Consider the following 23,544-nt stretch of genomic DNA (forward strand, 5'->3'; position numbering starts at 1 on the left):
CAGATATGGCACCATAGATGAGGTGCCCCATGCGCTCGCGGACCATCTCTCGCATCCCGCTTACCCTCACTCCCACCCCATCCAGCGACGCCAATCTGTTAACCAGAAAATTACCTGATTTCCTCAAAATGTTTTCCACAGACCCCCTTGACAGGAATTTCGCACAACCCCTTATCGCTGAGGTTTGTAGATCATCGCAGTCCAAATAAGGGTTCACCTGAACTTCGCCTTTTAAGGGGTGGTTACTAAAGATTCTTGGGAGAACTCGGTTCGCAGGCCTGAATCGCCAAGGCTACTGAATAGTTATCCCCTGCGCGACCACCTCAAGACCTCGCCGCCCGCTCCTCAACACCTGCCCGTCCTCCCGCACCATAGATCCGCATCGTTCAGGTATTGCGTCCAGTCCTTCGCAATCCCTCGCTGCGCCTCCGCCAGCGGCATCCTCCCCGCCTTCACCTCTTCGGCCAGGTAGTTCTCCACGTGATCCTTCTGCTTGAAGTAGCGCTGCTTCAACGTCACCTCGTCCGGCCCGCACTGCGGCCAGATATTGCCCAGCCCATCGGCCCCGCCCAGTTCCAGCGGAACCAGATGGTCCAGTTCGCACACCTGGTTCTCATTCGAGTTCACCCGCGGCTTCTGGATCGCATACCACCCATACGCCACGTGCTTCTGCGCCTCGCTCGACGCGCAGTTCCGCACCGTCCGCGTCCGCCACGTCGCATCCCGCATCACATTCAAATTGACTGAAGGGTTCACCCCGCCCGGCGTGCACCGCCCATCCGGCACAGGATACCCGTTCCGCGTGCGCACCGTGCAGCCCCGCATGGCCGGCTCCGTCCAGTCCGCGAAGTACTGCGTCTCGCAGACCACCTGCCCGGCCGCGCCGGAACCGCCCTCTCCGCCACGCGCCTCCGGCTTTCTCCCCTCACGCTGACTCTCCCGCCTCCCGCGCTGCTCCTCGCGCTCCGGCGCTCTCCCCTGCGTACGGATAAAGAAGAAATACACCGCCGCCACAATCAGCACACCGATAACAAGCTGAACGAAAAATGATCTGCGCTTCATTGCTGATGCCAGTACATCACGCGCGTTCGGCAACCGGTTTCCTCAACCGGGACGACGTACCTTCCCTCTAACCCCACACCTTTTGTCATCATTTGCTTGCTCTTGGCATTCACCTGCGGTTCCCAAGCCGCCCCCTCGCGCCATAGACTAAGAGCATTCATAGGGGCTTCATCCGATGTCTTCATCTCTTCAAAAGACCATCGAGAGGAGCGCTCATGCGCATTGCACTTTCCCCTTTCAAGCGTCAGCTCTGGCTGCCTGCTGCGTTGGCAATGGCTCTGCCCACCACCTTCTCCGCACAGACGGTCCATCACATCAAAACCGTCTTCGTCATCGTGATGGAGAACCACAACTGGACCGGCTCAACAGCTTCCACAAACATCGCCAATAATCCCGCCGCCCCGTTCACCAACTTCACGCTGATCCCTGAAGCCTCGTACGCGCGCAACTACAACAACCCGCCCGGCATTCATCCCAGCCTGCCCAACTACCTGTGGCTCGAGGCCGGCGACACCCTCGGCGTCCACGACGACGGCTTGCCGCGGCAGCATCCGCAGTCCACAACCAATCACCTGGTCACGCTGTTGCAGAAAGCCGGCATATCCTGGCGCGCTTACGAAGAAAACATCACCGGCAACGACTGCCCCATCAACCCCGAGGGCGCGCTCGATGCCAACGGCGGCCGGCTCTACCAGCCTCGCCATGACCCCTTTGTCTATTTCAATGACGTGACAAACACGCTGAACACCAAATCAGCCAACTGCATCAGCCACATTCGTCCCTTTGGTCAGTTCGCCACCGATCTCGTCAACAACACCGTGGCGCGCTACAACTTCATCACGCCCAACCTGTGCGACGACATGCACGACCCATGCAGCGGCAACGCCATCACCCACGGCGATACATGGCTCAAGACACACGTCCCCGCGATCCTCGGTTCCACCGCGTATCGCAGCGGCGGCGCGCTCTTCATCGTGTGGGATGAAGCCCAGACCGGCGACGGTCCCATTCCCATGATCCTGCTCTCGCCGTTCGCCAAGGGCAATCACTACTCGAACGCCATCTACTACACGCACTCGTCGATGCTGCGTACTCTGCAGGAAATCTTTGGCGTGTACCCGTACATCCGCTATGCATCGAGCGCAAAAGACCTCAGCGACCTGTTCTCCGTCTTCCCTTAGGGGCCGAACAAGCCACGCCGGAACTAACTCGAAGCAACGGTCTTCGCATCACTCAGCCCCTGAACCTGATGACCATCGGCCTCTATAACGAACCGCGCGGCGCCTGGTTTGCATCCGTTCTCTTCTGACAGCACGCTTCTTGTCTTGACCGTTGCGCTTTGATTGCCGAAGGAACTCTGCCGTGGTATTCCCTACTCCCTATTCCCTAATCCCTGCTCTTCAAACCTGCCCGGATCGAAAATCCCCACCGGCAACTCCGTCGCTCCCACCGTCGCCAAATCCGCCAGCACCTCGCCCACCACGCTCGCAAACTTGAACCCATGCCCGGAGAACCCGCATGCAACCGTGCAGTTCTCCATCTGCGGATGCCGTCCAATCACAAAGTTCTCATCCGGTGTCATGGTGTACATGCATGTCTTCGAACGCAGCACGGCCCCATCCAGTGCAGGCATGCGCAGCCGCACCTTCTCCACAATGCGCCTCATATCGGATTCGTGGATCGCACGATCCACCGTTTCCGGCGTGCACACGCCGTCGCTCCCATGCACCGCCGCCTTCACGCCGCCGGCTTCACCATCCAGCGCCGGGAATCCGTACGCAGGCGCCCCGCCATCCGGGTCCTCCGCAAGCCACACCGGAAACCGCTCCGGCAGAAAATCTCCCACGCCGCCGCGCGGCGCAATCCACGCCATCACCTGCCGCGTCACACGCAGCGGAAACACGCCGGCCATCGCATCATTTGCCCACGGTCCCGCTGCGATGACTAAGTGCCCCGCGTTGTACGTCCCGCGATCCGTTCGCACCTCGACTCCGTTCGGCCCAGCCTTCCAGGCCACCACCTTCTCTTCGAAATGCAGTTCCGCACCCGCACGTTCGGCCAGCTTGAGATGGGCACGAATGCATTCCTCCGGCAGCAGATAACCAGCATGCGGCTCCACCACCGCCACATCTCCTGCAAGAGGCCGCACCGCTGGATAGTTCTTCGTGATCGCCGTGCCCTCAAACACCTCAAACGCAATCCCGTGCTCCCGCGCCGCTTCCATGGTGCGCTGGATCATTTCGCCCCGCGGATCACCCAGCGTCATCCCGCCCGTGATACTGAGGAGCCGTACACCCGCGTCAGCCTCGACCTTCCGCCACAACTCATAAGCGCGCAGCACCAGCGGAATGTAATCCGGGCTCTCCCAATACGCCTGCCGGATGATCCGCGATCCTCCATGCGAGGAGCCGCGATCGTGCGCCGAAGTAAACTGCTCAATTCCCAGCACGCGGCCTCCGCGCCCCGCCAGGTGAAACGCCGCCGCGCTACCCATCGCCCCCAGCCCCAGCACAATCACGTCAAACGCCATTCGCTCCCCTCGCCCTTCGCGCCTCGGTTGCACATCCCATGACGCTCACGCCGTCAATACTGCCGCTGTACCCTATTCTTGTTTTCACCGCGTTCTCATCGCCGATTCGCTACAGTTTAAAAGACAGCAACGGTTCCCTCGCCCACAACAACGACCACAGAATCGAGTCATGACTCAGATCGACCGCGCCGCAGCACGCTCATGGATCCTGGCCGGCCCGCGCCGCGGGATCACGCGCGGTCATCACCATCGGCTATGCAGGCAGCGGCCTTCTGCTCTACATGGCCGCCGCAGCCCACCAGCGCGTTTTCTCCGTCGCCGCGCTCGGCCTCAGCATCGCTGCCCTCATGGCTGCTGAGGCGGGCTTCTGGTCTTACGCCGCCGAAGTGGGCGGCGAGCACTCCGGCCCGCTCTCAGGCGTCATGAATACCGCCGGTATCCTGGGAGGCATCGCATCCACTTCCCTGATACCTGTCTTGGTTCGGTACGCGGGATGGATTGCTGCGCTCTCCACCGGCACCATCATGGCCCTTCTCTGCGCAGCCACCTGGTTCTTCATCCGCGACCCCTGAACTTCTCCGCCGCTGCGCGCTCCGTACCATACAGGAAAAGCCGGGCATGCACCCGGCTGTTCCTGTTCGACCTCTATTTTTGGTTTTTATCTATATGGCCGACCCGGCAGAGAACCAAGACGAACAGACGCACATTCAGGATTACTGGACCTGCGGCTTCTCATTCCGGCTGTGCCGTTTCGCCTTGCGCTCCTGCAGCATCTGTTCGAACTGCTGCTTCTGCTGATCGTTCAGCACCGCTTCGATCTTGGTTTTGCTGTCTTCGAACGCGGCCTTCGCTTTGGCATGCTTGTCTTGCTTGCTCACTGAAGCGTCCGCCCGTAGCGACTGCATCTGCTGCTGACGATCGGCGAGAATGGGCTTGATCTGCGCCACCTGGTCCGCGCTCAGATTCAGCTTCTTGCCCAGCCGAGCCGCTGCCTTGTCTGGATCCATTTCGCGGTGCCGCGCCTTCATGCCGCCTTCAGTCGTTGACTGCGTCTGCGCATTCGCCGTGGAGCCCGCTGCCTGCGCAGCGTCGCTCGGCGCTTGCGCTATTGACATTCCGGCCGACATCGCCAGCCCCAGCACTACTGCCATTGTCTTCGTATACATACCGTTACATCCTCCGTTAAGGACCAGCCTGTTCTCCGCTGCGTCCTCATGTTCCAATCAAACCCACCCAACCTGCACAAGTTGCGCGCTCCCCGTTTCTCCTCTGCCGCTCTGCCCCTTTAAACTGGTTGTTACGGAGCACCCTGCCCCACATGGATAAATTCCTCATCACCGGCGGCCACCCTCTCACTGGAACCATTCGTGTCTCCGGCGCAAAGAACTCCGCCCTTCCCTGCATGGCTGCCGCCATCCTCACTGCGGACGACGTGATCCTCGAGAACGTTCCCCAGGTCCGCGACATCGACACGGAGCGCAAACTGCTGGCCTCCATGGGTGCTGAAGTCGAGCTCTGGGACGACGGCGATACCCGTCGCACGCGCATCCGCTGCGCCACTCTGTCTGACCCCATTGCCAAGTACGAAATCGTCAAAACCATGCGCGCCAGCTCGCTCGTGCTCGGCCCACTTGTGGCTCGCACGGGCATCGCCCGCGTGGCAATGCCCGGTGGATGCGCCATCGGCGGCCGCCCGATCGATCTCCACCTAAAAGGCCTGGAAAAGATGGGCGCCGTCATCACCACGCAGCACGGCTACATCGAAGCGCGCACCGATCGCCTTCGCGGCGCCCACATCGTCTTCGACAAGATCACCGTCACTGGCACGGAAGACCTCCTCATGGCGGCTGTCCTCGCCGACGGCGAAACTCTCATGGAGAACTGCGCCCGCGAACCGGAAGTCGTCGATCTCGCCGCGCTGCTTACCGCCATGGGCGCGCGTATCCAAGGCGCGGGCACATCCACCATGTGCGTGCAGGGCGTTACTTCGCTTTCCGGGGCGCGCCACCGCATCTTCCCTGACCGCATTGAGGCCGGCACCTTCCTCATCGCTGGAGCAATCACGGCCGGCGATCTGGTGGTGGCCGACTGCAACATCTCTCACCTGGGCGCCGCTATCGCCAAACTGCAGGAGGCTGGTGCCCGCGTCGACACCCTCGGCCGTGACGCTCTCCGCGTGCGCAGCAACGGCTATCTCCGCGCCGCGGACATTTCCACGGAGGAGTACCCCGGCTTCCCCACTGACATGCAAGCGCAGTACATGGCCCTCGCCACCCAGGCCGACGGCGTTTCTCTGGTCAAAGAGAATATCTTCGAAAACCGCTTCATGCACGTCCAGGAACTGGCGCGCATGGGCGCCGACATCCGCCTGGAAGGCCGCACCGCGACGGTTCGCGGAAAAGCACAACTCTCCGCAACCCATGTAATGTGCAGCGACCTCCGCGCCAGCGCTTCGCTGGTATTGGCCGCCCTGGTCGCTGACGGTCAATCCGTCCTTGATCGCGTCTACCACATGGATCGGGGTTACGAGAGGATTGAAGAGAAGTTAAGAGCGGTTGGCGCCAAGATAGCGAGAGTCAGCAACGTCCCTGCCCCACAAAGCGAAGAGGCCCTCGCAGGATAACTCGGTGCATCATTCCCACTTAGCCTGTCTTCCTCGGATGCTCGAGACTGCCTGATCATTGCAACCTGGTTCGATCTAAAAGTAAAGCAAGCAATGTCAGCGCATCGCGCGGTAAAGAAGCCTTTACCTTAGCTTTACAAGTGTTTACAGCCGTCTTGATCAAGCGCAATCGGGTCGTAGATCTGCCTGCCTTAAGCTCCACCCAGTACATCTCTCAGCGCCCTTCAGAGTGTGAGTTCGCTTAACACTGCAAGTGTTTCCGGCGCTCAGGTGTACCCGCGGGAGGAAGTTTCATGAGACGATCCCTGTTAAGCTCGGCATTCGTCGCACTAACTGTACTGCTCGCGGCCTGCGCACCTGCAGTTGCGCAGCGAATCCACATTGCAGCAGCAGCGGCCGCCACCACAAAGGCCAATCCTGCGGACTTTGTGGGCGCCAAAACCTGCACCATGTGCCATCGGCCTGAAGCTCTGGGAATGGCGAGCAATCCCCACTCCAAGCTGGAGCTGACTCACCAGGGCAAGGGAGTTACCTGCGAAGGCTGTCATGGACCTGGAAAGGCTCACGTCGAATCAGGCGGAGATGCGTCGAAGATATTCAGCTTTACGCACGGCAACTCGCAGCAGATGGACGGCCAGTGCCTGCAGTGTCATCAGGCTGACCACCCAGGCTTCTCCCGCTCCGCGCATGCGGACGCAAAGGTGGGATGCGTTGAATGTCATGGCATCCATAAGTCGCAAGAGCAGACCAGGCTGCTCAAAGCCTCGCAGCCGATGCTTTGCTACAACTGCCACAAGGACATCAAACCTGCTTTCTCGAAGCCTTTTCATCACAAGGTGAACGAAGGCTTGATGACCTGTACGGATTGTCACGATCCGCACGGCACGTTCCAGAAGAGCATGGCCAAGTCAGCGGCGCAGGACGATGCCATCTGCATCAAGTGCCATCAGGAGAACGCCGGCCCGTTCATCTACGAACACCCGGTGGTGAAGACAGAAGGATGCACCTTCTGCCATTCGCCCCACGGATCGGCGAATCCTCGGCTGCTGGCTCGCAACAACATGAACCAGTTATGCCTGCAGTGCCACACGGGACTCGCGGGCGACCAGTTCGTGGCCGGCGGGCCTCCCACGTCGCCCGTCCACGACCAGTCGATGCAATACACCTCCTGCATCATCTGCCACTCGCAGATCCACGGGTCCAATGTTGTCGACACGTTCATTCGATAGGGGGAGCCGACGATGAAAATCGCACAAAAGCTGATTGCACTCACGGCCAGTCGTGATTCCGTCGCCCTTCCGCTGGCAGGACACCTGCTCCTCCTGCTGGCGCTCTTGCTCGCACTGCTGATCACGCTTCCGGTAACTGCCCAGGAAGCCGTGGAAAAGAAAGTTCTGCCGAGTGAGTCCGCCGCCAGCGGCGCCGCGGGGGGCGGCATTGCTACTGGCGAAAAAGAACATCATTACGTGCTTCACCAGAGTGTCGAACTGGGCGGCCACATCGTCACGACGGAAGGCAGCCCGGCAACGTGGGCGACCCTGGTGAACCTCCGCAGCGGTCCGCGGTTGCTGGCCGGCTCCCTGATGGCGCACTCTATCGATCGTAAGAAGACTCCGTTTTTCGATGAACTGAACCTGAATGCGACCGGATTCGGCGGAGACCCTTACGCCATTAGCACGCTGCGGGTTTTCAAGGGGAGAGCTTACGATCTTCAGGCCAACTTCCGGCGTAACCGCCAGTACTTCAACTACAACCTGTTTGCTAACTCGCTGATTCCCGCCAACGCCGTGCCTTATGTCCCCATCCTCGACTCTCCGCACCTGTTCAATACAGTGCGCAAATCAGGAGACATGAATCTCACGCTTCTGCCGCTTTCCAAAGTGAGCATCCGCGTAGGGTACTGGCGAACCGTCAATGAAGGCCCCTCCTTCTCGTCAAACGTAAGCAAAAGCAACACCAATCCGCTTCTCGACCAGTGGTGGCGCTACAGCAATGACATTTACAACGGGGGCCTGGACTGGAAGCCCGTCAAAGGCACGATCTTGAGTTATGACCAGTTCTTCACCAGTTACAAGCAGGATACGACCTGGAATATTGACCCTTCTAACTTGCAATTCCAACTGCAAGATGGAACTCCGGTTTCGCAGGGGCTTAACATCTTCACCACGGCGGACAACACCTGCCTGGTTCCGGGCACAGACAATACGGTGATCGCCAAGTGCAACGGGACGCTCGACTACCACCGCTATGCGCCGGTGCGCACCCTGCTTCCCAGTGAACAGCTTCGCTTCGCCAGCGCCTCGGTCCCGCATCTGAACATGAACGGCCGGTTTCTCTATAGCGGCGGCCAAGGGAGTATTGACCACTACAACGAGTACTATTCCGGCTGGAGCGACAAGTCCATCAACACAACGGGGCGAAATATCGTTCGCTACACGGGTGTGGGTGCAAACAGCCATCTCGCCACCCTTCCACGCGTCGACGTCGCCGGGGATTTCGGAATCACAGCGCAGCTTTCCCGCAAGTGGGAGGCATCGAACATCTTCGACTTCCGCTCGTTCCGTCAGAACGGCCATACCACCCCGCACCAGGAGACTCAATTCGGTACCAGCCTGGCGGACACCTCGAACTTCTGGACTCCTGGATTGTGCCCGCCGCCTTACACCGCGGACACTTGTCCGCTGCACACGCCCAAGACGGCAGCGGACATCACCACCACGTTCCGTCACAGGTACTTTTCGCAGACTGTTCGCACTGACTCTTCAGTTATCGCCTACTCCCCGATTCAGAAGCTGACGGTCAGTTGGGGCTACCGCTGGCGCGAACGATACATCATCAACAGCCTGCAGAACACCACCACATCGACTTTTACTCCGCCTTTTGCAAATCGCGGAGCCTGCGCCAATCAACCCCTGAATTCTGACGGAACCTGCACCGTAACTCCCGACAGCGAACCGGACACGGATACAAATGAGATCCATGAGCACTGGGGGCTGGGAGGAGTCAGCGTACGAGCGTCGCAACAGTTGAATATCAAGCTGAATGTCGAGGCCATGTCAGCGGATGAGGCTTACACCCGTATCAGCCCGCGGCACCTGCAGCACTATATTCTCCGCACCTTCTACAACCCTCAGCCCTGGATGCACTTTTCGGGAGCGATCAACTGGCTCGAGCAGCGCGACAACGTTGAGTACGTTCACCATCTGGCCCACACCCGTGACTTCTCGCTGGGCGCCATGATTGAGCCCAGCGACAAGTGGTCTCTCGACGTGAATTACGCCTACGACAACGACTACTCACGGACTGACATTTGCTACTACGCCAGCAGTCCCCTTCCCGGCGCCGGAGCCTGCGCCATTCCAGGCTATGTCGACAACATGCAGCCCTACTTAGGCAACAGCACTTACCACTATCCCGGCCACTTCGCCTCGGTGAACTTCGTGTTCACGCCTAAAAGGAAACTCCGCTTTGCCGGCGGTCTACAGGCTGCGGCTTCGAATGGGAACGCCGAGGTCCTGAACGACAGACAGGTGATGGGATCTCTGCAATCCAACTATCAGATGCCGTTCGGCGAGGCAGTGGTGAACATCGCTGAAGGCTGGGCCTGGAAGGCCGGCTGGAACTATTACGGGTACGGAGAGGGCTCGGCTGTGGGTCCGACCCTGCCCCGCGATGCTCACGGCAACGTGATCACCGCCAGCGTCAAGCACTGGTTCTGATTCAGCGCGCCCCCAACCAATCAGGAGAATCCAGATGAGCAAAACTATTCCGCCCATTGCACTACTTCTTGCCTTGGTTCTCGCTCCCACCGCATTTGCCCAGGATTCGCCCGCTGATCTGTACAAGGCGAGTTGCGCTCCATGCCACGGGGCAAATGGAGACGCAAACACGCCCGCGGGCAGGAAGTACAAAGCTACGTCATTCACCTCGGCGGCGGGACTGAAACATAGCGACGCGGAGCTCCTGCAAATCACCCGCAAAGGCAAGGGCCAGATGCCCCCCTGGTCCGATGTTCTCACCGATGCGCAACTCAAGAGCGTAATCACGTATATCCGAATGTTTCAGAAAAAGTAACGAGATCTCGATCGATTTGGCCCGGCGTTCTGCGGCTGATTCTGCGACCTGCCGGCGAATCGCCCAGGGCCGCTCTTGACATTGCCCGTGTAGCCGGGCTCCACGAGACCGGCGTGAAACAATTCACGTCCTCGTTCCACGGCCCAGAGTCGCATGACGAAACGTGTGCGCTTCCGAGTCATCGCGCCCTCTCAAAGGCCTCGGCACATCCGAAGTCTGGCACTACTGCCAGTGGTTGTCACGCCCGCTGCTCCCTGATTTTATAACCGGGTAAGCCGTTACGAATCCCCTGCCCGGGAGGTTAATATGTTTCGTCTTCGAACTTGGCTGACTCTATTCACATTAACTGTATTTCCAATTCCAGCTCACCATCTTATAGCCCAGGAAGCCGCAACTCATCCCGCGCCAGAAGCGGTCGTGAAGGATGTCGACCCGCTGGCCATGAAGGTTCTCAAAGCCGTAGCCGACCCCGTCCAGCAGGCCCAGGCATTCTCATTCAAAGCGATCGTTTCTGAAGAGGATCTCGCATCCAACGGCCAGATCATCACATCCTTCCACGTCATTGACGTCACGGTTCAGCGCCCGGACAAGGTCCACATCATCTTCAAAGGCAGTGGCCCGCGGGTGGAGCTTTACACCGCCGCTGGCAGCGCGTGGCTGTATGCCCCGGAAAGCAAACTTTACGTGTCGTTACCGGCTAAAGAGAACATTGCCGCCTATATCGACGCTCTCCACGCGCGGGGCATCGATATGCCCGTGGCGCCGTTTCTCCGCAGCGACTTCTACAATCTGGCGGAGAAAGTGGTGAACACTGCTTATGTCATCGGCCGGGTCAAAGTCATTGACGAGGATGTGCATCAGCTCGCGTTCAGCTCTGATGATGCAGATTGGCAGATATGGGTAACCGGCGGAGAGGCGCCCCGCTTCGTTCGAGCAGAGATCGTGAATAAAAACCTTGATGGCGATCCGCGGACCATCATCCAATTCCTGGACTGGAACCTGAATCCAACCATCTCGGCCGAAGACATCACCTTCACCAAGCCGGCTGACGCCCACCAGATCGATTTCATCCCCCTATCAGGAGGGAATTGAGATGAAACTCAAAGTTGCTTCAGCGCTATGCCTGTCCCTCTTGACCATAACTTCCCTGGCCCAGGTTGGTAGAGGACGTGGAGGGGGTGGCGGCAGTTCGAGGGAACAAGTAAAGAACCGCTCCACCGGACAGAACGCGAACCGGGCAAATACGTCCAACACCCGCGACACTTCGAACGCAAACAATCGCAACGTCAACAACACCAATGTCAATAATCGCGGCGTCAACAACACGAATGTGAACAACACCAATGTCAACCGGAATACGAACGTCAATCAGAGCGTAAACGTAAACCGGAATGTGAACGTGAATGTTAACGGCGGCGGCGGATGTTATAACTGCGGCTATCATAACGACGACGACTGGAACTGGGGCGCGTTTGCTGTAGGCGCAACTGCGGCTGCCGTAACTACCGCGGCCGTGGCAGCCGCTGCCAAGCCCTCCACCACGGTGGTGGTGGCGCCTCCCGCGGTTGGAACGGTTGTCACTGCCCTGCCCGGCGGTTGCAGCAAAATCGACTCCGGCGAGAATGTTATCTACAACTGCAACAGCGTGTACTACCGCCCCTACTACCAGGGCACGAGCCTCGTATACCAGACCGTGACTTATCCTTAGGATGCTTGCCCGGCTCTTGAGCCGGCTGTAAAGGGGTGCGCCCCCGTCCGCGCTCCGGCAAGTATTCCGCTATTTGGAATTCAGCGCCAGCTCACAGCCAGGTGCCAGCGCAGATCCCGGTGTGCGGTTTTTCTAAGTACACGTTCGTACTCGCGCAGCTCCGAAAGAACCTGCACCGTCTCTGACCCCAGAGCCGTCGGCGCCGCGTCCAGAAAGTGCAGCAGTGCGCAAACCGTCACCAGCCCATTTGCCGGGTTAAACCACTGCGGATCTGGCAGATGATGCACCCAATCGGGATTGCCCCCGCCCTGCTCAAGCAGCAAGGCCATTGAGTTCTCGTCCGCGGAAAAGAACTCCAGCAGTGGACTGACGCCGAGGCGCCCGGCCAGCCGCTCCAGGGCATCTTCGTTACGCGCCAACGCATGCCCGTTTACGAAGATATCGAACCCGGGGTCCTCCCCCTCGACCACTATGTAGAGACTCGCCGCCATTTCTCTGCCGCATACCCCGCCGGAAACCTGACACCAGCTCTCGCCTGTACTGTGACAATCCATCGTGTGCGGGAGTTTTTTCCGGACACATTGGACCTCTCGACAGTGTAGACATCCATCGTCTCCACAACCAGCGAAAATCCTGCCCGGCGCATCTGCTCAGACACGGGAGGCGCCCGGGTTCGCGATTACCAAAGCAGCACTGTCCTTCCCATAAAGTCGGAGTTACCTCGGGGGTGCAATCCGCCTATAATCGGTGTTCGTTCAGCGATATGGACTTTAGATAGCACCGGGCCAGGGGGGGATGTGGATTGGAGTAAGCTGCCGGATCTTATTGCTGTTGGGCTTCTTGCATGGGCGTTTGCTTCCGTGGCCCGTAAAAGTCCCACGCCGGTATCGGCCCACTGGCTCTGGGCATGGCTGCTCATCGTTTTCCACTTCCTCGCATTCATGTTTTCGTTGGCGCCTGCTTCGGTAGGCCCGATTTCAGAGTTCCTCGGTGTTCTGGCCCTCGTGTGGGCAGGCCTCCTCTTCATGCGGGCATCGGTTCCGTATCGAAGCGAAAAGTCCAGCCTCGTCCTGCTGATCACGCTATTCGTCACATACAGCGGCTATCTGGCAATCCTGATGCACGGAGCGCCCGCGCTCATTCTGAACGTTGCCGCCTTTCTACTGGGCGCCGCGCCCCTCACCGTTGCGCTTATTGCCGCGCCCCGTTTCACGCACCTCCTGCGATGGATGATGATGGCGCTGCAGGCATCCCTCAGTATTCTGCTGCTCAATGTGCAGAACAGGGCCGACGGCATGGATCTGGCCCTGAACGCGATCCTGTTCACCGTCTTTCTCGGGGCTGCCATCCACTTCTGGAACATGTATCGCCGCGCCTCTGCCGGCGCCATCATCACCATCGCAGGCTTCTTTCTATGGGCCAACGTATTCACGATCGCGCCATCTCTGGCCGCGTGGTACCCCCAGGTGCACATCGAGAAAGAAGTTTGGAACCTTCCCAAGTACGTGGTTGCCATCGGCATGATTCTGGTGCTTCTCGAAGACCAGATCGCGCATAACAAGCATCTTGCCCTGCACGACGCACTCACCGGCTTGCCCAACCGTCGGCTCTTCTCGGACCGGCTGAGCCGCGCACTTGAACGCGCCCGGCGCACCGGAATGCAGACCGCCCTGCTTTTCCTTGACCTTGACCGGTTCAAGCAGGTCAACGATACGCTGGGCCACCATGCCGGCGACCTGCTGCTGCAGGAGGTTGCGCGCATGTTTTCCGGGCGCATACGGCGTTCCGATACGGTGGCGCGCACTGGCGGGGATGAGTTTGCAATCATTCTCGAGGGGCCCACCAGCCGTGAGGAAGCCAGCCACGTGGGACGGTCGCTGCTGGACCTGCTCGACAACCCGGTGCACGTCGGCAATCGCTCCATCAGCGTGGGTGCAAGTCTGGGTATCGCTATTTTTCCCGACGACGCGCAAGATCAGGAATCGCTGTGCATCAGGGCAGACCTGCGCATGTACGATTCGAAGAAGAGGCTTGAACCGAATCAGCGATTCGACGCTTCGTCCGAAACAGCAGCGCCACCAATCCTGCGTCCCAGCCAAACTCCCACGCGCTGATCCGGTTGTTTGCCGGCGCTGAACGACAGCACTCCACCGCGACGTGCCAAAAACTTTGCGAAGCACCCGCGCTCAAGTATTCTTCCGGCATGAAGACCCTGCTACGCACGCTGCTTTATCTGGCGCTGATTGTCTGGCTCGGCGCTGAAGTCTTCTTTCCGGTTGTTGCCGCGGTCAGCTTCACCACGCAGCCCGACACGCACCTCGCAGGAACTATCGTCGGGCAGCTCCTGCGCATTCTCCATTCGATGGGTTTTGTCTCCGGCATCGTGGCTCTTGCCCTGCTGGCGCTTGCACCCACGTGGAACATCTATAAATCGCGGGTGGTGATCGCGCCCATGGTTCTGCTTGTGCTGATGCTGGCGTGCACCGCCTACTCGCAATTCGGAATTATCCCGGCAATGGAGCGCGACCGCATCGCGGCCGGAGGCGCCATCAACACCGCCGACACCACCAATCCATACACGCAGGACTTCAACGAACTTCACAATCGAAGCCTGTTCGTCGAAGAGGCGGTTTTGCTCTTCGGGTTGATCACGGTCGTTCTGGTGGCGCGCGCCGAAACGGTCAGCGGCGAGCAACCCCGCTTCGCAACCGTGATGAAGTAGGTGGCGGGCTCCCGCGGCATTCATCGACGTCTCCCGACGCCCTTCTCTGCGGAGAATGGCCAGCCGTGGCCCTCCCGCATCGCTCCTGTAAACTTGGAGGGACCCAGAAGCCGAGGAAGCGCATGAAAACAGGCATCATCGGCCTGCCACAAGTAGGCAAGACGTCGCTCTTCAAGATCCTCACCAAGGCCAAACTGGAGGATCGCGGCTATTCCAATCCACGCGAAGCGCACATCGGCGTGGCGCGTGTTCCGGATGAGCGGCTCGACAAGCTCTCCGCGCTCTATTCGCCGAAAAAGACAACGTACGCCACCGTGGACTATGTCGATGTGGCCGCGATCGGGCAGGAGGCCCTCAAGGAGACCGCCTTCCTCACCAGCCTTCGCAATGTCGATGCCCTCATTCATGTCCTGCGCGCGTTTGAAGACGATTCCATTCCGCACGTTGGACCCGTTGACCCGCTGCGGGACATCAAGAATGTCGAATTCGACCTGATGGTGAGCGATCTTACCCAGGTGGAGAAACGCCTGGAACGCGTTGAGAAAGACCTCAAGAAGAAGCGCACCGACGAGCTTGAGCGTGAAAATGCGCTGCTGTTGCGATCCAAAGAATCGCTCGAACAGGAGCGGCCCTTGCGCGAACTGGAGATGACGCCCGAAGAGAGGAAGTTGATCAAGGGGTTCATGTTCCTCTCGCAGAAGCCCATCCTCTACGCGCTCAACATCGGAGAAAGCACCGTACTCGGCCAGGATCTCGACGCCGCGGCCAGCCGTTTCATGCTGAACGAAATCGCCGGGCGGCCCAACGCAGGCGCAACCGCAATCTGCGGCAAGGTGGAAGCAGAGCTCGCGGAGATGGACGACGCCGAGGCCGCAGACTTCCTGTCGAGCTATGGCCTACACGAAAGCGGGCTGGTGCGCCTCATCCGTAAAAGTTACGAACTGCTGGGCCTGATCAGCTTCTTCACCGCGGGCGAGGACGAGTGCCGGGCCTGGACGGTTGCGGTCGGCTCCAAGGCGCCGCAGGCTGCCGGCGCCATCCATTCCGATCTGGAACACCACTTTATCCGCGCCGAGACCATCCGCTGGGACCAGCTTCTCGATGCCGGCTCAGAGGCCAACGCGCGCGCTCGTGGAACGCTGCGCCTGGAAGGCAAGGAATACACGGTTCATGACGGCGACGTCATGCATATCCGGCACAGCGGTTAGAAGAGAGCCGTCAGCCGCCGGTGAAGCATCAGCGCCCTGAGGGTTCGAACTGTGCCCCGCCTTCCAACCCACGTCTGCATTGGCTAAATTGCCGAGCGCAGCCAAACATGAAGCTGAAAGCTGACGGCTGAGGGCGCAATCGAGTGATGCTGAAACTCTCCATTCTCCTAGGGTTGCTGGCCGCCCTTGCTGACATCGCCGGCGGCCTGGTGCTGGTGCGCGCCCGCGGCATCGAAAAGTACCTGCGCTATTTCGTCGCTCTGGGCGCCGGCTTCCTCATGGCCACCGCCATGCTTGAAATGGCGCCTGAGAGCCTTCGTCTCAGCCCGCGCCTCGGCCCCATCCTCATGATGGCGGGTTACTGTGCGGTGCATCTTCTGGAACACACCATCAACGCGCACTTCCATTACGGAGAAGAAACGCACCATCACGAGTTCGTCACCCACCGCACCGGATACGCGGTCCTCGCCGGCCTTAGCGTGCACGCGCTCTTTGACGGGGTCGCGATAGGATCGGGCTTCGTTGTGTCGAACACGCTTGGATGGCTCATCTTTCTGGCCATCTTCCTGCATAAGGCCCCTGAAGGCTTCACGATTGCGTCCGTGATGCTGGCCAGCGGGCGCAGCCGGCGGGTCGCGTTCTACTCGGCGGTTGCGCTGGCCGTCGCCACGCTTGCCGGGGTGCTCGTGATCGAGCTCGCCCCGCACTGGCTGCCCTACGGGCTGCCGATCTCAGCCGGCGTGGCATTCTATGTCGGGGCAAGCGACCTCGTTCCCGAGGTCAACCGCGAACCCGGCATTCGCATGGCCCTTGTCTTCTTTCTTGGAGTTGCCGGATTCCTGCTGCTGCGGCTTATGCTGCCGGCACTCTAGTCGGAAGAGACCCCGGCGGTCAGCGCCGTCGCCCTCCATCGCGCCACATACAGGGTGGCCAGCAGCAGCAGATAATCCCAGCCGATCTTCAGCCCGGCTTTGCTTCGGCCTGCGCCACGTCTTCCAAATTCAAAAGGAACTTCGACGACGCGTTGTACCCGGCCGCGCAGCAGGATCTCCAGCAGCAGTTTGAAGCCTGTGGACCGGAAGGGGAGATTGGCGATGGCAGGCCGGCGCACCACAAAATAGCCTGAGAGCGGATCGTGCACGCGAGCCGCGGGGCTCTGCAGCGGGCGGGCGAGCCAGATTGAAACCGCGGAAGCCGCTTTTCGTATCGCGCTCCAGCGCAGCTTCTGCCGGCGGCCCGCATAGCGGCTCGCCAGCGCTAAATCTGCCCCCGCGCTGATTGCTGCCAGAAGTTTGGGGAGCAGTTCCGGAGGATGTTGCAGATCCGCATCCATCACCCCCAGCAACGCCGCGTCTGTATGCCGCCAACCATGCAGGACGGCGCCCGCGAGGCCGCGCTGGCCGTGACGCGCAAGCAGGCGCACCCGCGAATCACGGAGCGCGAACGACTTCACGATAGCCTGCGTCGCATCGCGACTGTCATCGTCCACCACCAGGATCTCGAACTGGATGAACGATCGGCCGAGGACCTCGAGGGCCCGTTCAAGGATCAGGGGCAGGCATTCTGCCTCATTCAATGTGGGTAAAACCAGTGCGAGCTTCTCTTCAAAATGCATCGGCAGCCCGGCTCCGTCAGAACGTGTCGAACGAAATATAGACGAAAGCGGTACAAATCCGGTCGACAGCAGATCGTATGGCTCTTGCTGCCCCCTCTCTGACCCGGAATTCTGCCAGATTCTGGATCTCCAAGTGAAAAGTTCCGAACCGTATGAACCTCGGCAAGGGCAAGCCGTCTAAATGGGGTAATGGTAATCTTTTATTACACGATGGTCCTCTGAGACACTGAATGCCCTTAACGACCGAGATTGCCCCCATCCTTACCCCGGAGCCGTCGGCCAGCGCGCTGCTGCGCCCCAGCCTGGCTGCGCACGTGCGCATCATGCGTCTTGATCATTCGATCAAACAGGCATTCATTCTGCCTGGGGTACTGCTGGCGATCGCGTTGACTGGAAGGCATCTCGACGTCTCGCTGGCGGTGCGCATATGCGTCGGTCTTGTGGCGGCCACCCTTGTTTCCAGCAGCAACTACGTGATCAACGAGATGCTCGATGCGCCGTTTGACCGGCTTCACCCGATCAAAAGAGCCCGACCCGCAGCCAGCGGACTGGTTCACACGGGATGGGGATACGCGCAGTGGATGGTCCTCATGGTGGCAGGAGTCCTTCTTGCCCGTACCATTTCTGTAGGATTCACCTGGAGCGTCGCGGCCCTCTGGCTCATGGGGTGTGTTTACAACATCCCACCGCTGCGCAGTAAAGATGCTCCCTATATCGATGTCCTCAGCGAATCCATCAATAATCCCATCCGGTTTTGTCTCGGCTGGTTCTCAGTAACGGCCGCTCTTCTTCCGCCGCTTTCGCTGCTGGTCGCCTACTGGATGCTGGGCGCCTACTTCATGGGCCTGAAGCGCTTCAGCGAGTTTCGTCAGATCGACGACCCGTTGCTCGCCGCCGGCTATCGCAAATCATTCCGCTTTTATACACAGGACTCGCTACTTACTTCCGTTGTCTTTTATGCCGCCGCCGCCATGCTCTTCTTTGGCGCATTCATCATGCGTTATCGGATCGAGCTGATCCTGTCTTTTCCTCTCGTGGCGTGGCTCATGGCTATTTACTTCGGCCTTTCCTTCGGCTTTGAAAGCCCCGTTCAAAACCCGGAAAAGCTTTATCGCGAGCCTCGCCTCATGCTGGTTCTGGCGCTTTGCGTAATTGTGTTTGCATCGCTGCTGTTTATCGATGTGCCCTGGTTGACGACGGTATTCCCGAAATCTCAGGTGTAACCCCGTCGCACGCACCAGGAATACACCTGCAGATGCGAGACGATCAAAGCATGGAGAAGCTGTGCCGGTAAATTCACGAAAGCCCTTCCCTGTTGTGCGCCTGGCGCTGCTTACCATGGCTGCCCTGGGAGTTCACGGCTACCACTTCGGCGTGGAAGACGCTGAAATCTACATCCCGGCCGCGAAGAAGCTGGCCAACCCCGCGCTTTATCCCTTCGCACCCGACTTTTTTCTCGATCACGAGCACCTCTCCATCTTCGGGAACGTCCTCGCCGGCACCTCCCGCCTCACCCATCTTTCCGTGGACTGGGCTGCCTTCCTCTGGTACGTCGTCTGCCTCTTCGGCATGATTGCGTCGTGCTGGCTGATCGCCAGTGCCTGCTTTACGACCTCCCGCGCGCGCTGGTCAGCCACGCTCATCATCACCGCGGTCCTCACCATGCCGGCCGCGAATACGGCCTTGCTGCTCGCTGATCCTTACCTAACGGCGCGCTCCTTCTCCACGCCGCTCACGCTCATTGCCCTGGGGGGGCTGCTGCAGCGACGGTATGCGTTCGCCGCGATCGCCGCGGTACTTACGGGACTGTTCCACCCGCAGATGGTTGCCTATCTGGCCGTTCTGGCCATCGTCATCTACGTCACCGAGCAGAGCACGGCTCGGGCCAAGCAGCCGGTTCCCGCTATGGCATCGGCCATTGGCGTGCTCCCCACCGGTTTCAATCTCAAGCCGGCGGCCGGTGCGTACCGGGAAGCGCTTTACACCCGGGACTACTATTTCCTCTATAACTGGACGTGGTATCACTGGCTGGGAATGCTGGCGCCGCTTGCCATCCTGGCGTGGTTCTGGCGCGGAAAATTGCGGGCCACCACCGCAGCGTTTTCCATGCTCAGCTTCGTTATGATTCCGTTCGGCATCCTCTCCATCCTCGCCGGCGGCGTGGTCAGCAGTTCACCCCAGTTCGACAACTTTGTGCGGCTGCAGCCCCTCAGGACCTTTCACCTCATCACCATCGTGTTTGTCATTCTGCTGGGCGGGGTGTTCGGAGAATTTGTCGGCCGCTGGCGGTCGTGGGTATTGCCCGTGACCACCGGTATGCTCGCGCTCGGCATGTTCCTGGTCGGCCGCGCCACGTATCCCGACACGCCGCAGATAGAACTTCCGCTGGCCTCAAGCCCCAACGCGTGGGTGGATACCCTTCTGTGGATACGCGGGAACACTCCCCAGGACGCCGTCTTCGCTGTCGATTCCCACTATCTTCGGGAGCGGAACACCGACCTGCACGGCTTCCGTGCCATCGCGGAGCGCTCCTCGCTTGCGGACGCTTACAAAGACAGCGGCGCCGCCTCCCTGTTCCCCACCCTGGCGGACGATTGGAAGCAGCAGAGCGAGGCGACCACCGGCCTGAATCACTTCACCGCGAGCGACTTCCAGCGCCTCCGATCCGAGTATCCTGCCGTGGGCTGGACGGTGGTGCATGGCGCCGCCCCCGCCGGCCTGGCTTGTCCTTATCAGCAGCAGGGATACGCGGTGTGCCGGATTCTCTGATTCAGGCTTGGTAGAGCCTAAGTTTGCTCGCAGACTGGCCTAAATCGATTCATACGGTGCGCTACCCTGCCCCGCCTCTTTGCGTGGAGACGCCCATATCAGCCAAAATGAATATGTTGCCTCCACTCCAAGAAACGTCGTGCCCATGCCGTCAGTGAACACGCCATGCTGAACCTTACCCAGCGCCTGATCCTCGGATGCGCCCTTCTCGCCAGCCTGACCATCTGGCTGGCGGTGATTGCACATCAGCCGCTGGTTGCCGCCGGTCACCCGGATCTCGCCGTCATCCTGCCGATAGCGGCCGTTTGCACAGCCATTGCTACGGTGATTCTGGTTCTCTGGCCTATCCGCTCGCTGGCCCGCGATTCACACAGAATTGCCGAGGGAAATCTCGAACACCACACCGGATGGTCCAGCCGCGACAGCCTGGGTATTCTCGCGTCCGAACTCAACCGGATCGCTGTCCGGCTGCGCGATCTCCGCGAATCCGAGGCCGGTCGACGTCAGATGGAGTACCAGCTCTCCGACGCGGTGCTGCAGTCCATCTTTGAGCCCATCATCGTGACCGACGGCAAGGGGCATCTGCTCAAGGTGAACCAGGCGGCGGCCGAACTGCTGGGCGAGAGCGCCACGGATCGCATGGTCCTCACCAACACTCCCGGCGCGGCCAAGATTCTTTCCGCCATCCGCGACGCCATTGCGATGCAGAAGGCAGTGGCCGGTGAAGGAGAATCCGCGCTGCTGCCCATGCGTTTTGGCAAGGCGGACCGCAGCTTCAGGCTGCGCACCACGCCAATGCGCGATTCGGAAGGCCGGCTGCTGGGCACCGTTACCACGCTTGAAGACGTCACCAGCCTGCAGAACACCGACCGCTTCAAGACGCAGTTCATCGCCGTAGCCAGCCGCAAGCTGCGCGACCCGCTGCTGCAGGTACGCCGCGGTCTCTATGCGCTGACCAAGGGCTTTGCGGGCGAGTTGTCGCCACTGCAGCAGGAGGTGCTGGCCTCTACGGTGGAAGACACCGAGAAGCTGGACGACCTGATGGCCGACCTGATTGAAGTAGCCGAGCTTGATGTGGGCAAGCGCGAGATGACGCTCGAGAATCTTCGCCCTGTCTCTCTATTGCGCGAAGCGGAAGGGCGCTACGCAGACCAGGCCGCCGCCAAGAACGTGGAGATCACCACCAGCGCGTTTGCGGATCTCGCCTTCATTCGCGGCGATCGGCGAGCGGTGCGAAGCATCTTTGACAATCTACTGACCAACGCTTTGCGCTTCACCCCGGCTGAAGGCCACATCTATCTCGCCGCCGAAGAGGGCAAAGATTTCGTGCAGTTCACGGTGCGCGACTCCGGGCGGGGCATAGAAGCCGAGCGCCTGGCCAACATCTTCGACCGGTTCAACGCATCGTCTGACACGGGGACCGGCATGGGGCTGGCGCTGGTGCGCCGGCTGGTCGAGTCGCTGGGCGGCCAGATCGCTGTCGAAAGCCGGGCGGGCTCCGGCACAACGTTTCGATTCACCCTTCCTGTGGCGGCAATCGAAAGCGCAAGCCACCCCGTCGAGGTCGGCTAAGCATGCCTGATATGAAGCTGGACCGCCGTTCAGACGAAGGCAAACTGCGCATCTACATTGGCGCGGCGCCTGGTGTGGGCAAGACCTGGGACATGCTGAACGATGCCTGGCGGATGAAGCACCAGGACGGCATCGACGTGGTGATCGGCTTTGTGGAGCCGCACGGCCGCGAAGAGACGGTTGCCCGCATTCGCGATCTCGAAGTGATTCCGCAGAAGGTAATTCCCTACCGGGGCGTGCACTTCAAGGAACTTGATTTCGAGGCGATTCTGGCGCGCAAGCCGCACACGGTGCTGGTGGACGAGTTGGCCCATACCAATGTGCCCGGAAGCCGCAACGACAAGCGTTACGAAGATGTTCTGGAGCTGCTCGAAGCGGGCATCAACGTGATGACCGCGGTGAACGTGCAGCATCTGGAAACGCTGAACGACGTGGTAGGCCACTCCGCGAATGCAGTCATTCGCGAGACCGTCCCGGACAGTTTTTTCAAGCGCGCGGACGAGGTAGTGAACGTCGATGTCACCGTGACCGAGCTGCGCAACCGCCTGCGCCAGGGCAAGATCTACGCGCCCGAAAAGGCAGAGGCGGCGCTGTCGAACTTTTTCCGGATCGGGAATTTGAATCTTCTGCGCGAGCTTGCACTGCGCACAACCGCGGAGCAGGTTTCGCGGCGCGAGTCAGAGTACCGCCGCACCCAGGGCCTTGAGCAGGCCACCGTGCCGGAGAAGGTGATGGTGTGCCTGAGCGCGCGTCCGGGGACGGAGAAGCTGATCCGGGTGGGCGCGCGCATCGCCGGCCGTCTGTCGACCAACTGGTATGCCGTGTATGTGTCGCGGCCCGACGAGGCGAAGACGGCCGAGCCCGAGGCCCGTCAGCGGCTGGAGGAGTACGAGCGCCTGGCCCGCGATTTAGGCGCCAAGGTGGTGAACCTCGTCGACAAGAATGTGCCCGACGCCCTGATCCATTTCGCGCAGCAGGAGAGCATTTCGCATGTGGTGTTTGGCCAGTCGGCGCGCTCGCGCTGGGAGATTTTGCTGCGCGGCTCCACGCTGAATCGCTTCCTCGCGGAGGTCCGAGATGTGACGGTGCAGGTTGTTCCCACGCAGAAGAGCGCGCGCAAGGGCGCCTGAGCGACTATGAAAGCTGAACTGCTGCGATTTGACGGGGCCAAGGTGCATGATCCCGCCATCGAGGACTGGTTTCGAAAGCACGAAGGCGAACTGGGGAGCATCGCGCGGCAGTGGTTCGAGAGGATGCGCCGCTGCGGCGATGAGGTTCGCGAGCTGGTGCACGATGGGTGCCCGGTCGCTTGCCTGGGCGATGTGCCTTTCGCTTACGTTAACGTCTTCACGGCGCACGTGAACGTGGGTTTCTTTCAGGGCGCGGGGTTGCCGGACCCGGCGCGGCTGCTGGAAGGCTCGGGCAAGTTCATGCGGCACGTGAAGCTGAGACCAGGGGTAGCTGTGGAGTCCGCCGCGCTTACGACACTGATTGAGAGCGCCTACGCCGACATCAAGTCACGTCTCGAAAACGGCTGATTTCAGGCCGGACTTCGTGGTCGCTCGTCTCTTTCTATTCGCAGAACACATGGACCTTGGTCTATTTCCCTTCAGCGCCATCGACGTCGAAATGTGTGTGCCCTTGGCACGGTGTACCACTTA

At 60.2% G+C, this 23,544-nt stretch carries 22 protein-coding genes; 17 read left to right on the forward strand and 5 right to left on the reverse strand.

Annotation, left to right across the window (positions count from 1 at the left end; all coding sequences use genetic code 11):
* Positions 1-345: 345 nt before the first annotated feature.
* Positions 346-1,062, reverse strand: a complete 717-nt coding sequence (locus VGL22_RS05880; RefSeq protein WP_465265966.1) for a hypothetical protein — start codon at positions 1,060-1,062, stop codon at positions 346-348.
* Positions 1,063-1,277: 215 nt separating this feature from the next.
* Here VGL22_RS05880 and VGL22_RS05885 point away from each other — a divergent pair, with 215 nt between their 5' ends.
* Positions 1,278-2,243 (forward strand): alkaline phosphatase family protein, encoded by a 966-nt coding sequence (locus VGL22_RS05885; RefSeq protein WP_465265967.1) that lies wholly within the window; start codon positions 1,278-1,280, stop codon positions 2,241-2,243.
* Positions 2,244-2,434: 191 nt separating this feature from the next.
* Here VGL22_RS05885 and solA read toward each other — a convergent pair whose 3' ends face one another.
* Complete coding sequence (gene solA, locus VGL22_RS05890) at positions 2,435-3,592, reverse strand: N-methyl-L-tryptophan oxidase (protein WP_465265968.1); 1,158 nt, start codon at positions 3,590-3,592, stop codon at positions 2,435-2,437.
* Positions 3,593-3,873: 281 nt separating this feature from the next.
* On the opposite strand from solA, the gene VGL22_RS05895 reads away from it, so the two are divergent.
* Positions 3,874-4,164 carry a hypothetical protein gene (locus tag VGL22_RS05895; protein WP_465265969.1) on the forward strand — a complete coding sequence of 97 codons (291 nt, stop codon included), beginning with the start codon at positions 3,874-3,876 and terminating at the stop codon, positions 4,162-4,164.
* A gap of 141 nt (positions 4,165-4,305) precedes the next feature.
* On the opposite strand, the gene VGL22_RS05900 is transcribed toward VGL22_RS05895, so the two are convergent.
* Positions 4,306-4,758, reverse strand: a complete 453-nt coding sequence (locus VGL22_RS05900; protein ID WP_465265970.1) for a hypothetical protein — start codon at positions 4,756-4,758, stop codon at positions 4,306-4,308.
* A gap of 152 nt (positions 4,759-4,910) precedes the next feature.
* On the opposite strand from VGL22_RS05900, the gene murA reads away from it, so the two are divergent.
* The 6 genes from murA (at position 4,911) to VGL22_RS05930 (ending at position 11,997) form a co-directional block, all read left to right on the forward strand.
* Positions 4,911-6,215 (forward strand): UDP-N-acetylglucosamine 1-carboxyvinyltransferase, encoded by a 1,305-nt coding sequence (gene murA, locus VGL22_RS05905; RefSeq protein ID WP_465265971.1) that lies wholly within the window; start codon positions 4,911-4,913, stop codon positions 6,213-6,215.
* Positions 6,216-6,508: 293 nt separating this feature from the next.
* Entirely contained in the window at positions 6,509-7,444 is a 936-nt protein-coding gene (locus VGL22_RS05910; RefSeq protein WP_465265972.1) for a DmsE family decaheme c-type cytochrome, read from the forward strand.
* A 12-nt stretch (positions 7,445-7,456) separates the two neighbouring features.
* The gene (locus tag VGL22_RS05915) at positions 7,457-9,934 is read left to right on the forward strand and encodes a hypothetical protein (RefSeq protein WP_465265973.1); all 2,478 of its coding nucleotides are present in this window, start codon (positions 7,457-7,459) and stop codon (positions 9,932-9,934) included.
* Positions 9,935-9,968: 34 nt separating this feature from the next.
* Complete coding sequence (locus VGL22_RS05920) at positions 9,969-10,289, forward strand: c-type cytochrome (RefSeq protein ID WP_465265974.1); 321 nt, start codon at positions 9,969-9,971, stop codon at positions 10,287-10,289.
* Between the two features lie 306 nt (positions 10,290-10,595).
* Positions 10,596-11,381, forward strand: a complete 786-nt coding sequence (locus VGL22_RS05925; RefSeq protein ID WP_465265975.1) for a DUF2092 domain-containing protein — start codon at positions 10,596-10,598, stop codon at positions 11,379-11,381.
* A 1-nt stretch (position 11,382) separates the two neighbouring features.
* A complete protein-coding gene (locus VGL22_RS05930) occupies positions 11,383-11,997 on the forward strand; it encodes a hypothetical protein (RefSeq protein WP_465265976.1) in 615 nt (204 codons plus the stop codon).
* An 80-nt stretch (positions 11,998-12,077) separates the two neighbouring features.
* Here VGL22_RS05930 and VGL22_RS05935 read toward each other — a convergent pair whose 3' ends face one another.
* Positions 12,078-12,488: a hypothetical protein gene (locus VGL22_RS05935; protein ID WP_465265977.1), complete on the reverse strand. Its 411-nt coding sequence runs from the start codon at positions 12,486-12,488 to the stop codon at positions 12,078-12,080.
* Positions 12,489-12,857: 369 nt separating this feature from the next.
* On the opposite strand from VGL22_RS05935, the gene VGL22_RS05940 reads away from it, so the two are divergent.
* From VGL22_RS05940 to VGL22_RS05955, 4 genes are all read left to right on the forward strand, one after another.
* Positions 12,858-14,111 (forward strand): diguanylate cyclase domain-containing protein, encoded by a 1,254-nt coding sequence (locus tag VGL22_RS05940; protein ID WP_465265978.1) that lies wholly within the window; start codon positions 12,858-12,860, stop codon positions 14,109-14,111.
* 89 nt (positions 14,112-14,200) lie between these two features.
* The gene (locus tag VGL22_RS05945; protein ID WP_465265979.1) at positions 14,201-14,719 is read left to right on the forward strand and encodes a DUF4149 domain-containing protein; all 519 of its coding nucleotides are present in this window, start codon (positions 14,201-14,203) and stop codon (positions 14,717-14,719) included.
* A gap of 122 nt (positions 14,720-14,841) precedes the next feature.
* Positions 14,842-15,927 (forward strand): redox-regulated ATPase YchF, encoded by a 1,086-nt coding sequence (ychF, locus tag VGL22_RS05950; protein ID WP_465265980.1) that lies wholly within the window; start codon positions 14,842-14,844, stop codon positions 15,925-15,927.
* A 146-nt stretch (positions 15,928-16,073) separates the two neighbouring features.
* On the forward strand, positions 16,074-16,799 hold the full coding sequence (locus VGL22_RS05955) for a ZIP family metal transporter (protein ID WP_465265981.1): 726 nt from the start codon (positions 16,074-16,076) through the stop codon (positions 16,797-16,799).
* Here the strand turns inward: VGL22_RS05955 and VGL22_RS05960 are convergent.
* Positions 16,796-17,542: a polyprenol monophosphomannose synthase gene (locus VGL22_RS05960; RefSeq protein WP_465265982.1), complete on the reverse strand. Its 747-nt coding sequence runs from the start codon at positions 17,540-17,542 to the stop codon at positions 16,796-16,798. The genes VGL22_RS05955 and VGL22_RS05960 overlap by 4 nt on opposite strands.
* A gap of 230 nt (positions 17,543-17,772) precedes the next feature.
* Here VGL22_RS05960 and VGL22_RS05965 point away from each other — a divergent pair, with 230 nt between their 5' ends.
* From VGL22_RS05965 to VGL22_RS05985, 5 genes are all read left to right on the forward strand, one after another.
* Positions 17,773-18,765 carry a UbiA family prenyltransferase gene (locus tag VGL22_RS05965; RefSeq protein ID WP_465265983.1) on the forward strand — a complete coding sequence of 331 codons (993 nt, stop codon included), beginning with the start codon at positions 17,773-17,775 and terminating at the stop codon, positions 18,763-18,765.
* Positions 18,766-18,826: 61 nt separating this feature from the next.
* On the forward strand, positions 18,827-20,311 hold the full coding sequence (locus VGL22_RS05970) for a hypothetical protein (protein WP_465265984.1): 1,485 nt from the start codon (positions 18,827-18,829) through the stop codon (positions 20,309-20,311).
* Positions 20,312-20,476: 165 nt separating this feature from the next.
* Positions 20,477-21,883 (forward strand): sensor histidine kinase, encoded by a 1,407-nt coding sequence (locus tag VGL22_RS05975; protein WP_465265985.1) that lies wholly within the window; start codon positions 20,477-20,479, stop codon positions 21,881-21,883.
* Positions 21,884-21,885: 2 nt separating this feature from the next.
* On the forward strand, positions 21,886-23,013 hold the full coding sequence (locus tag VGL22_RS05980) for a universal stress protein (protein WP_465265986.1): 1,128 nt from the start codon (positions 21,886-21,888) through the stop codon (positions 23,011-23,013).
* A gap of 6 nt (positions 23,014-23,019) precedes the next feature.
* Complete coding sequence (locus VGL22_RS05985; RefSeq protein ID WP_465265987.1) at positions 23,020-23,421, forward strand: DUF1801 domain-containing protein; 402 nt, start codon at positions 23,020-23,022, stop codon at positions 23,419-23,421.
* Positions 23,422-23,544: the final 123 nt, after the last annotated feature.

The sequence above is a fragment of the Occallatibacter sp. genome (assembly GCF_036502485.1).
Classification (GTDB): Bacteria; Acidobacteriota; Terriglobia; order Terriglobales; family Acidobacteriaceae; genus Telmatobacter.

What these genes read in the sequence shown, in the direction of transcription:
- VGL22_RS05880 (WP_465265966.1), bottom strand. Translation starts at nt 1,062, where the DNA reads ATGAAGCGCAGATCATTTTTCGTTCAGCTTGTTATCGGTGTGCTGATT.
- VGL22_RS05885 (WP_465265967.1), top strand. Translation starts at nt 1,278, where the DNA reads ATGCGCATTGCACTTTCCCCTTTCAAGCGTCAGCTCTGGCTGCCTGCT.
- solA (WP_465265968.1), bottom strand. Translation starts at nt 3,592, where the DNA reads ATGGCGTTTGACGTGATTGTGCTGGGGCTGGGGGCGATGGGTAGCGCG.
- VGL22_RS05895 (WP_465265969.1), top strand. Translation starts at nt 3,874, where the DNA reads ATGGCCGCCGCAGCCCACCAGCGCGTTTTCTCCGTCGCCGCGCTCGGC.
- VGL22_RS05900 (WP_465265970.1), bottom strand. Translation starts at nt 4,758, where the DNA reads ATGTATACGAAGACAATGGCAGTAGTGCTGGGGCTGGCGATGTCGGCC.
- murA (WP_465265971.1), top strand. Translation starts at nt 4,911, where the DNA reads ATGGATAAATTCCTCATCACCGGCGGCCACCCTCTCACTGGAACCATT.
- VGL22_RS05910 (WP_465265972.1), top strand. Translation starts at nt 6,509, where the DNA reads ATGAGACGATCCCTGTTAAGCTCGGCATTCGTCGCACTAACTGTACTG.
- VGL22_RS05915 (WP_465265973.1), top strand. Translation starts at nt 7,457, where the DNA reads ATGAAAATCGCACAAAAGCTGATTGCACTCACGGCCAGTCGTGATTCC.
- VGL22_RS05920 (WP_465265974.1), top strand. Translation starts at nt 9,969, where the DNA reads ATGAGCAAAACTATTCCGCCCATTGCACTACTTCTTGCCTTGGTTCTC.
- VGL22_RS05925 (WP_465265975.1), top strand. Translation starts at nt 10,596, where the DNA reads ATGTTTCGTCTTCGAACTTGGCTGACTCTATTCACATTAACTGTATTT.
- VGL22_RS05930 (WP_465265976.1), top strand. Translation starts at nt 11,383, where the DNA reads ATGAAACTCAAAGTTGCTTCAGCGCTATGCCTGTCCCTCTTGACCATA.
- VGL22_RS05935 (WP_465265977.1), bottom strand. Translation starts at nt 12,488, where the DNA reads ATGGCGGCGAGTCTCTACATAGTGGTCGAGGGGGAGGACCCCGGGTTC.
- VGL22_RS05945 (WP_465265979.1), top strand. Translation starts at nt 14,201, where the DNA reads ATGAAGACCCTGCTACGCACGCTGCTTTATCTGGCGCTGATTGTCTGG.
- ychF (WP_465265980.1), top strand. Translation starts at nt 14,842, where the DNA reads ATGAAAACAGGCATCATCGGCCTGCCACAAGTAGGCAAGACGTCGCTC.
- VGL22_RS05955 (WP_465265981.1), top strand. Translation starts at nt 16,074, where the DNA reads ATGCTGAAACTCTCCATTCTCCTAGGGTTGCTGGCCGCCCTTGCTGAC.
- VGL22_RS05960 (WP_465265982.1), bottom strand. Translation starts at nt 17,542, where the DNA reads ATGCATTTTGAAGAGAAGCTCGCACTGGTTTTACCCACATTGAATGAG.
- VGL22_RS05965 (WP_465265983.1), top strand. Translation starts at nt 17,773, where the DNA reads ATGCCCTTAACGACCGAGATTGCCCCCATCCTTACCCCGGAGCCGTCG.
- VGL22_RS05975 (WP_465265985.1), top strand. Translation starts at nt 20,477, where the DNA reads ATGCTGAACCTTACCCAGCGCCTGATCCTCGGATGCGCCCTTCTCGCC.
- VGL22_RS05980 (WP_465265986.1), top strand. Translation starts at nt 21,886, where the DNA reads ATGCCTGATATGAAGCTGGACCGCCGTTCAGACGAAGGCAAACTGCGC.
- VGL22_RS05985 (WP_465265987.1), top strand. Translation starts at nt 23,020, where the DNA reads ATGAAAGCTGAACTGCTGCGATTTGACGGGGCCAAGGTGCATGATCCC.